Below are 9,734 nucleotides of genomic sequence, written 5' to 3'. Positions count from 1 at the left end.
TGCATGCGGTCGAGGAGTCCGCCGAACGTTGGGTGTCGCTTGCCGTGCGCGATCCCGGCGGCGACATCGAGATAGTGGTAGCCGACAGCGGTCCGGGCATTCCCCCGGACATTGAACGATCGCTTTTTGAGCGATTCGGCACCACAAAGGAATTCGGCAAGGGGACCGGTCTGGGGTTGAGCATCTCGAAACGTATTGTTCAATCCCACGGCGGCAGTCTTTCCTATGATCGTTCGTCGGGTCATACCCGGTTTACGGTCCGTTTGCCCAAGGTGCATCGCGAAGAGTCCAGTTGAACGGTCCGGAGATTTCCAATCCATGATTTCCCTTGTCGTTCTGGCGGGTTCATGCGCGATGGGCGCGGTGGATTTTGCCGATGCCGCCCACCGCGAGGCATGGCTGCATCATCCCGTGGTGGGCGATCCATCGTTCGACGCCTTCGAACGGTATTCGCACAACCCGGTTTATACAGGCGCGCCACCCTATGAATGGCCGGTAAACGGCGCCTTGTTCCGCGATCCGAAAAGCGGCCGTTGGTATGCGTATGTGTCGTTGTATCCGAAAGGCTACTGGCCCGCGGGCCCGACGCGGCTGTTGCGTTCGTGCGACGACGGCGTGTCATGGGAGGATCGCGGACTCGTCATTACGGGCGACAAGGACCTGTTCGACGGCGACGGCGTTTCCGCGGGCGCCACGTGCGACGCGTCCATTGCCGCGGATGAACGGGGTTATCATGCCGCCTATGGATGGGCCAAGCCCGACAACTCGGACGGCGGTATCGCCTATGCCTTCGCGGAGTCGCCCGAAGGGCCTTTCGTTCGCGACACGAAACCCATCCACGCCGAATCGGCGCAGCCCATGCTTCCGCCGGGGTACAAGCGCGTCTACGCAAGTTCCATCGTTCGTCGCAAACGCGATTGGCTCATCCTTGCCTCCATGAGCACGCCGCGCAATGCCGGCGGCATGTGGGCCTTTATCGGCATGACCGCGCCTGAAGCCCGCGGCCCCTATTCGCCGCCGATCGTTCTTCGTTCGCCGCAGCAGGACGCATGGGCGCCGCAACCGGTTGAATTCTTCCCGGCATTTGTCCACGAGGATTACGTCTACGCGCCGTTGACTTCCGTCGCCGCCAATCGTGGATATCACGTGGTCTACCGGGCGGCCATCGAGGAAGCGCATCGTCCCGGGGCATGGCGAGTCTGGCAGGATGGATCCGTTTTTCATGCCGAGGCGAACGAATGGGAATCGCACGGGATTTGGGGACAGGCCGTGGCGGGCTTTATCGGCCCCGATGAACGGCTCCGCATCCTGTATCCCTCGCGCAATTCGGAAGGCATCGGAACCATCAACCTCGCCGGACGGCCATGGAAGAAACCGTATCGAAACGGTTTCCGTCTTTCTGCGCCGAATGCGCCTTCGTTGGCGTTGTTGCAGCGTTGTTTCGTGGAATTTGAACTCGAAATCACGCTGGACGCCGTGGGGCCGTGGCGCTGTATCTGGGCGCACCGGGGGCCGATCGGTCCGGACCGTGCCGCCGCCGACGCCGAATTGTCGTCCCTGTGTCGGCGTTCGATGATGGAACTGCGCCTTACGGCCTTGGACTGGTCGCTTTCCGCCTATGCGGATGATGGCGCCGCGACAGTTCTCGCGAATGGCAAGAAGGCAGAGGGTCTGAGCGGAACCCTGGCGCTGAAACAGGAATCCAATGCCGTGGCCATCGCATGGAACGGCGCGCCGCTGGGCCGCATCGAACTTTGTGCCATGGCGGGCGGTTTGGCGCTCCTTGCCGAAAAAGGGACTTATCTCGATGTGAAACGCTTTTCGGTATCGGGCGGCGAAATACCCGGCTCGTGGTTCCTGTTGCCGGTCGAAGGCTTGCTGGGCGCCGGTTCGCAAGAGAAAGAATGGGAAGCCATTCGCGGCTGCCGGTATGGCAACGGGTTTGCCAGTTCGCGGGAAGGCGCCCGTGTCAAATGGAATTTCACCGGGCGCCGGGTTCGGGTATGGGCGCCGCGCGGTTCGGAATACGGTGAGGCCGAAATCCGGCTGGACGGCGCATCGCGGGGCCGCGTTTCTTTTCATGACACGGAATCGCGCGAATCAGCCGTTTTGTGGGAATCGGGAGAACTTGACACGGGCCGCCATGCAATCGCATTGATTTGTGCCACGGGAACCATGCCCGTGGATTCGCTCGAGATCGTCCCGTGAATCGGGAAAATCGTCACCGGGCGGGCGGCGCGTTGCCAAGGCGCTGAAGAGCTTGCCGGGAAAGTGTATCGTCCGGATACATCGCGAGCGTGCGAAGATAGGCGCGCCGCGCCCCTTCCGCATCGCCCTTGGGTTCGCGTGTTTGCGCAAGGAGACGGTTTGCCGCGCGCGACGCCGGGAAGCGGGCGGCGAGTTCCGCTGCCTCCCGGTATGCCCTTTCTGTCTCGTTGCATTCGATCAGCCATCGGACGAAGTGAACGCGTAGCGCGCCGTCATCCGGGTTCAATCGCAAGGCCGTTTCAAAATCGTCCAATATTTCCTTTTGCGGGTCCGGCCCCACTTGATTGCGCAACAGGTTTGCGTATGCTTCCGTCGTGGCCAACTTTCCTGAACGATTCCCGTTTCGCACCCCTTGCTCGATGAGCCACACTTTTCCCGCCGCGCCTAAACCCATCCGGCGTTCGCATTCGGATTGAGACAGGGGGGAGGTGTCGGCGCGGTGGCCTCCTTTTGATTCGATGATGGCGGCTACTTCGGGAAAAACCGATGCCGCCAGAAGGTGGTTCCCCTCGAAGGTAAAATGGAGCACGTCGCAGAATAAATCGTATCCAGGCGCCGCAACCTTTCCGGAATAGACCCAGCAGGCACGGTCGAAATCCACTAACCGCACCGGGCCTTCGGCTGCGCGGCGGGCAAACGCAAGGATGCGTTGGTTGAAGGCCGATCGCGGTATGGCCGAGATGTCGCTCGCGGCCTGCGTGGCGGCGTTTTCGGCGGCATTGCGGCCGAGCGTACACAGCACGACGTCCGCGCCCATTCTCCGCGCTTCTTTGACGATTACGCCGAGATTGGCCTCGAAGTCGTTTAGGGCAGGATTATCGGGCGTGTCTTCGTTCGGCCACACTAGCGGTGGCGCCTGATCATGCCGGCGGTTTCGCGCCATTTGAATCAGGCGTAGCCGGTTGATTGCAACTTCGGCACGGAAGAGCATCGGGCGTGGAATGAACGGCAGCGCCTTTGACAAGGCCGGGCTTGTGAAAGGCGGATTTCCCTCGTTGTTGCCCATGTACAGCAGAACCACATCGGGTTCGAGTTCGGGGAAATACGACGCCATGACTTGCAGGACGTTCGAATTCGTTCCCGGCACGGCGGCGTTGATGACCTCGATGCGGATGCCGGGAAATGCCTCGCGCAGCATCATCTCCAGATAACGCGCGAAACCGTAGCCGCCGAACGGGCTGCCGTAGGCCGCCGATTCGCCCAGAACAATCACGCGACGGACATTCGCGGGTTTCGGCGTTGCGGCCATGTATTCCGCGCAATCCCAGTCCATGATACTTTCGACCGGCAGCGAGAAAAATTGCTGATGAAAGGCCTTGTTAGGTCGAATCGTGTTTTCCGCGTGGATTAGATAGCGCAAATCGGCGCCGTATCCGCCGAGTCGCGCGGCGAATTCAGCCCCCGCCAGAAGCAGCGCCGGCGCACCGGCCAAGAGCCATGCGTACATGAGCCATGCGCGTGCAAGGCGTCCCACGAAATGCGGAATGCCCGCTTTCATCCGGGTATGGTATCCTTCCTCCATGCGTAACCTGTTTTGTCCGGAGATGAAATGCGCATGAGCCGCGGCGGCCTCCAAAACATCGGCGCTTCACCGGAAAACCGCAACCGGTTCGCGCTGCTCGACGGATGCCTAATCGTTTTCCTGGCAGCGCTGGCCATCGCATTGCGCGGCATTCATCTTTCCGAACAATCCGTCTGGTACGACGAGTATATTACCATCCGATTCGCCGATGCGCCCAGCCTGCTCGAATGTCTTCGCGAACAACTCCAATGGGACTGGCACATGGTGCCCGTATACCATACCTTCGAATACTATGCGTATCAATGGTCGGGCGGGAGCGTCATGGCGGTGCGGGGATTGTCCGTCCTTTTCGCGGCGGGATCGGCGATCGTCATCTATCTTCTTGGACGCCGGTTATATGGCGCATGGGCCGGCGCTGTGGCCGGTGCGCTTTTCGCCATGTCGCCTTTCCACATTTTTCATGGGCAGGAAATCCGTCCGTATTCGCTGGTTACGCTGCTGGCCATGCTTTCCGTGTATTGTTTCGTGCGCGCGGTCGCCGGAGACGGCCGGCGGTGGTGGATGTTGCACGCCGCGTTCAACCTAGCGTTGATGTGGACGCATCTGTTGGCGGCGATACTTCTGGCGCCGTTGGGCCTGTTTTTGATCCTGCTTCATGCGCGCGCGTGGCGGCGCACTTTTTTATGGGGCATGACGCACGTCTTTTTTTTGATGTTTATTGTCCTATGGATACATTCGCTCCAGGGCGGCATGGACAGTCCCAAGGCGCCGCCGCCCCCCGCCAAGGCCCTTTGGGACGACTGGTTTCATCGCGATCCGGTCTATCTGCATTGGGTGTTCGGTTCGCTGCCCCTGGACAAGACGCCCGAAGAAATCGGTTCGGTCGTCCATCGAATTTTGATGGTCCAGCCCCGGTATGAAAACGTCCTGGCGTGGTCCTTCGCCGCGGCATGCGCCCTTCTGCTGGTTGGATCGCTTGTGCAAAGCGGGATTGGCGGGAAAGGTTCGCCCAATGACCGTCAGCCGCCGCCTTTGCAAGCGGTTGTTTTGCTGTTGCTCATTTTTACCATTCCAAGCACGATCTTGTTCGCGCTGACATGGGCAACGCGGCTCGAACTGTTTCAGGCCCGTTTCTCGGCGTATAGTTCCCCCGCGTTGTATTTGATGGCCGGTGGGTTCGTGGCGAACTTGGGCGTCTGGCTGCGGCCCTCGCGTCCCGATTCGCGCATCGCGCACGGCGTGCGCGCGATGGCCGCAGCGGGGATCGTCTTCCTTATGGGGGTGCAAACCGTTCTTGGCGTGGGATTGCCGATTCGCCAGGGGTATCTTGCCGCGGCCCGGACGCTGCGCACCGAAAAACACGAAGGGGAAAAACTCGTCGCCCACGGCCTCTACACCCAATGGCTGCTCGCCTATAATCTGGGCGATCCGCCCATGCCGGCCATCGAAAGTCATGGATTCGACGGTTTGTGTCACGCGACGGATGCGTTGCTGCAATCGAAAGAACCTTTCTGGGTTGTGCTGACCGCCGTGCCTCCGCATTGTCCCTGGCCTCCGGACATGTCGGGCCTTGCCGAACGGTACGCGGCCTACTTGACGGAACGCGGCGCGCCATTCGAGACGAAGCGGTTTTTAGGCATGCAGAATGTCCACCTGTTTCACGTGACGGCTTTTCGCGCGTCTTCCTGAGAGCCTTGAAAATGTTTTCAGTCGGTCACGAGCATTTGGACGGGAATGTCGTGGGCCTCTGGAATCCAGCGCGGATACAGTTGTTCGCGAAAGGCAAGTCCAATGCTGACGCCGTCGAAGCCGGCAAGGAAGCGATCGAAGTAACCTCCGCCATAACCGATGCGATAGCCGTCCTCGCTGAATGCGATGCCCGGGACGAGGCAGACGGAGCCGGGCGGCGGCGTTGTGGGACGCATGGATTCCGCGCGCGGTTCGAGAATGCCGAACCGACTTTCGGCGAGATCGTTCCAATCGCGCAGGGCGGACCAAATCATGATGCCCCGCGGTTTCGCCACGGGCACGAGCACGGGCCGCCCTTCCCGCAGCACGCCGTCCATCAAGGCCCGCGTGTCCACTTCGTTGTCTTTCGACGCCACGTAGCCCAGTACGCACGGGGCCTGTTGAAAGGCTTCCAGCGCCCGGACGCGCTCCGCAATGGCGGCGCTTTTCGCGGCGGCCATCTCGGGCGAAAGGGCCCGGCGCGCGGCCAACGCGATACGGCGCAATTCGTCTTTGCTTGTCATGGGACGTGCCCCTGCTGTTGTTCAAGATCCATGATGGCCGCGGCGATACGCGCGCGGTAGTCCATGAGCAAGTCGAAATCCAGTGAATAATCTTTTGTCCATCGCGTGATTTCGTCAATGTTTGCCATCTGCCAGCCGATCAATTGTTCGACGGCTTCATCCATGAGCGCCTGCGCTTTTTGGGCTTCAGCGGCGTGGCCGATGGCGCGCGCCTTGGCAATGGCTTCTCGCAGCACGTGGAGGGCACGATAGTCCTCCACGCCGTCGCGGTCGGCTTCCCAACGGCGCGACGGCGTTATCTGCCGGTTCGTTTCATAGACCACAGAATAATCCGGATTCGTGAACGTCCACCAGTTGTCCTCGCCGCGATACACCCAGTATCCCGCGCCTTCGCATCCGAATTTCCAGGCCATCCACGCGAATGCACGATAATGGCCGAGCGGCGGCAGATCCTTGGCCGGTCCCGGCGCCTCATAGGTCCAGAACCGCTTGGCGTTCTTTTGAAACCACTCGACGAGTTTCGGATCGCGCTTGAGCAGGTTCATTTCCGGCTGCCAGATGTCCACAAGATTCTTGAATTCGTCGAGATACTCGACACGCACAAGGCCCGCCGGATCAGCGTACATCTGGACGTTCGGATCGGCGCGTTTGACCATTTCACAAAAGCGTTTCAGGATGGGGACAAGCGTGAAGCCGGTGTTCCACGGTTCGTCAATGGGATAGAACGCCCATTGGCGGTAGGTGAATCCCAGACTTTCCAGATGCCGCGCCAGTTCTTCGACGCTGGTTTTGAATCCGTTGAAATGCACGTCGCTGTCTTCTTTCGGCACGGCGCCTTCGGGCCATTTGCAGGCCGGCGGCCCGCCCCAGAACAGGGTGAAATGCCTTGGGATGCGCGCCATCGCACGATCGAACGCGGTCCAGTCCACATCGCCCGCGCGGCGGCCTTCGGCATCCACCGGAATCGAGGGCAGCGGAGGTCCATAGGCCGCCGAGACGCCGTGTTCAATCAGATCGCGCGCGGCATCGTTCGATGTTTCCGGCTCGTTGAAACCGCACCAGTTCATTTTTGCGAAGACATCCCCGGGCAAGCGAATAGGCCACACTTCGATGCGCAACGGAACGGCCCGGAGGGTTGTGGGCTTGTCGAGACTGCCGAGGTACAGCGTCAATTCGTGAGTGCCCGGTTCGAGGTCATGCGTGTCAACGACAATCCAAAGTTGCCGCGACTCGCCGGGCGGCAACTGTATCGTGCGCGACGAGTCGAGTTTAGGCAATGCATCGAATACGCGATCCTGCAACGCCGTTGCAACGGGCACAGCATGTCGAAGCACAACCTTCTTCGACAACTCCGGCTCGACGTGCCGCATGCCTTTCGTCGCGGGATCGGTGAACGTGCAACGCACATCGAGCGGCGCGGCGGAAATGTTGCGCAACGTAAGCGCGACATCCTCGCGTTCGTCCTGAAATGCCTGCACGACGACCGGCATGGTCATATCGAGCACCGCCGGCGTTTCAAGGGGATCGAACGCGTCCCATGGATTTTCGTCCTTCCACCACACGAACGAGCCGGAACCGTTTTGCCGCCAGAATCCTTCGAGCATCCGCGCCTGTGACTCAAGCGCGTCAGCCCTATTGCGCAGCGCCGTTGCGCGTTGGATGAGCGATGCCGCCGGCGTCCGGCCTGGGTCAAGCGACTCGATTGTTTTCACGGCGGCCCGAAGGAGGGCAAGACCGGTTTCAATCCCTTCCGTGTCGGCGTTGGAATTCGCACCGGCCGCCAGCGCCCGATCGCAGACCTGCTGAACCGTCTCGATGCGACAGAAGGCCGGCGGATTCGGCGCGATTTCACGCAACGCGGACAGGGCCGGCTCGGCGCTGTCGGTAGTGTGCAGGTGCAGGACCACCTGCGCGGGTTCGGGACGGTACAGCCGCACACGAACCACGGCCTGTGTCGCGCCTGATTTGACGTCAATTATACGCGATTCGTCGGCGTGGCCCGCGTAATACACGGCCGTCTCGAGAAACGCGCCTTCCTGCGCGGGATCCTTCCACGAAATCGTCCACGTGTTGTCGCCCCACACCCCTTCGCCCATGTCAACCGTCATATTGCCGATCGGACGCAAACTTGCCAGCGCATGCGGCGCCGATCCGACGCCCGGTTCCGAAGCGCCGCCCTGTGGGACGTTCGCGTTGGCCGTCATGCGCGAATTGCCGCGTAGAGATGGCCATGCGACACGGCCTTTGCCGCGCCACGTCATCGCCAGCAATTGATTCGGATTTTCAACCGCGAAGATTGCTTCCAACTCGCCGTCGCCGTCTATGTCGCCGACGGCCGGCGCCGCGTTTGAACCGCCGCCGAGTTTTAGCGAAGACTTTACGGTGCCGTCCGCGCCCACGACATAGGCGCACGCGCCCGTTTTCGGATCCGTTCCGCGAACCCCCACAATGACTTCGAGTGCGCCGTCGCCGTCAATATCCGCGACGGCGGGCGCCCAGAAAATTCCATGCCCGCCCAGTTCGGCCTGCCAGCGCCGCGTGCCGTCCGCATTTTCGCAATATAGGTTGTTGCCTTTGTCCGCATGAAGAATTTCGAGCGATCCGTCGCCGTCGAAATCCGCGAAAGCGTTCGAGAAATATCCCTGCATCGCGTCGCTTGTCCGCCACAGAAACGCGCCGTCCGGCGCATCCAGCGCCATCAGGCATGTTGCGTTGCCGACATTGCTGCGCGTGATGAATACGCCCGGTGCGCCGCCCGGCTGCGTTATGGCAAGATTCGGACCCGATCGCCCGTAAGGGGCTTGTTCCGTATACCGCCATTGAACATGTCCAAAGTTGTCGAGGCAATACACGTGTCCGTTGTCGGTGCCGTGGAGGATTTCGGGGACGTTGTCGCCGTCTGTACACCCGATCGCGATTCCGCCCACGCGCGACCGGTCGCCGAAGAAGCGCCACAACAGCCGTCCGTCGGCACTCAGGCAGTTGAGCCAGCCGTCGTCGAATCCGGCCAGGATTTCAAGGCCGCGGCTCGGCGTCAGATCCGACGCGACAATCACTTTGAATCCCCCCGCGGGCGTGTCGAAAGCGTGCGCCCAACGTGTCGTGCCTGTGGCATCGAGACATATCACCGTGCCATCGGCCAGCGCCGCGATGGCTTCGAACGATCCGTCTTCGTCCAGATCGGCCACCGTTGCGGGGGTTGCCGCCGGATCCGGCATATCGGCCCGCCAGGCCACTGTGCCGTCGCCCCTGATCAATTGTACCGTTTTCCCCGACGAGACAACCACGCCCGACGGCGCTGTCTCATTCGGATACAAAGTCGGCGAAAATGCCGGTCCGTCCAGCGCGACGGTCCACTCGATGGATTCCGAGCCGGCGTGTGCCATGCGCGTCATCGCCAGAGATACCAAACCTATCCAAACCCATTTATGCATTATCGCCTCCTGTTTATATGGCGTCTCGATTTATCCTACAGCGGTTCATCTGCAATGCCTCAATCAAAGGCATGATTTCTTTGTACACCATCTTTGTGCGCCATGCACATAACTAGCAGGCAAGGATATGGATCCCGCATTGGGGAAGCCCTCGGCAGCCAATACTGGGAAGACAATTACAAATTGACAAACACAAGGACCCATCGGCGGAGTATACAGGAATAGCCGCCGCGGATTCGATGCCGCCGCGATTTTTCG

General features: G+C 60.8%; 6 protein-coding genes. 3 read left to right on the top strand and 3 right to left on the bottom strand.

Features of this window, described 5'->3' with window-relative positions:
• Positions 1 to 296 (top strand): ATP-binding protein (locus P5540_19365; GenBank protein ID HRT66973.1); only part of this gene is annotated, 296 nt, incomplete at its 5' end.
• A 22-nt stretch (positions 297 to 318) separates the two neighbouring features.
• Complete coding sequence (locus tag P5540_19360) at positions 319 to 2,208, top strand: hypothetical protein (GenBank protein HRT66972.1); 1,890 nt, start codon at positions 319 to 321, stop codon at positions 2,206 to 2,208.
• 13 nt (positions 2,209 to 2,221) lie between these two features.
• On the opposite strand, the gene P5540_19355 is transcribed toward P5540_19360, so the two are convergent.
• On the bottom strand, positions 2,222 to 3,766 hold the full coding sequence (locus P5540_19355; GenBank protein HRT66971.1) for a GDSL-type esterase/lipase family protein: 1,545 nt from the start codon (positions 3,764 to 3,766) through the stop codon (positions 2,222 to 2,224).
• Positions 3,767 to 3,823: 57 nt separating this feature from the next.
• Between P5540_19355 and P5540_19350 the strand changes: the two genes are divergently transcribed.
• Positions 3,824 to 5,479 carry a glycosyltransferase family 39 protein gene (locus tag P5540_19350; GenBank protein HRT66970.1) on the top strand — a complete coding sequence of 552 codons (1,656 nt, stop codon included), beginning with the start codon at positions 3,824 to 3,826 and terminating at the stop codon, positions 5,477 to 5,479.
• A gap of 17 nt (positions 5,480 to 5,496) precedes the next feature.
• Here the strand turns inward: P5540_19350 and P5540_19345 are convergent, their stop codons facing one another.
• Entirely contained in the window at positions 5,497 to 6,042 is a 546-nt protein-coding gene (locus tag P5540_19345) for a 5-formyltetrahydrofolate cyclo-ligase (protein HRT66969.1), read from the bottom strand.
• Complete coding sequence (locus P5540_19340) at positions 6,039 to 9,476, bottom strand: PQQ-binding-like beta-propeller repeat protein (GenBank protein ID HRT66968.1); 3,438 nt, start codon at positions 9,474 to 9,476, stop codon at positions 6,039 to 6,041. The genes P5540_19345 and P5540_19340 overlap by 4 nt, the downstream gene beginning before the upstream one ends.
• Positions 9,477 to 9,734: the final 258 nt, after the last annotated feature.

The organism is Candidatus Hydrogenedentota bacterium (genome assembly GCA_035450225.1).
Classification (GTDB): Bacteria; Hydrogenedentota; Hydrogenedentia; order Hydrogenedentales; family SLHB01; genus DSVR01.
Note: the sequence above shows the minus strand (reverse complement) of the source record. Positions and strands in the feature narration are given on the sequence as shown.

Coding starts and splice junctions, on each gene's coding strand:
- P5540_19360 (HRT66972.1), top strand. CDS start 319: ATGATTTCCCTTGTCGTTCTGGCGGGTTCATGCGCGATGGGCGCGGTG.
- P5540_19355 (HRT66971.1), bottom strand. CDS start 3,766: ATGAAAGCGGGCATTCCGCATTTCGTGGGACGCCTTGCACGCGCATGG.
- P5540_19350 (HRT66970.1), top strand. CDS start 3,824: ATGAGCCGCGGCGGCCTCCAAAACATCGGCGCTTCACCGGAAAACCGC.
- P5540_19345 (HRT66969.1), bottom strand. CDS start 6,042: ATGACAAGCAAAGACGAATTGCGCCGTATCGCGTTGGCCGCGCGCCGG.
- P5540_19340 (HRT66968.1), bottom strand. CDS start 9,476: ATGCATAAATGGGTTTGGATAGGTTTGGTATCTCTGGCGATGACGCGC.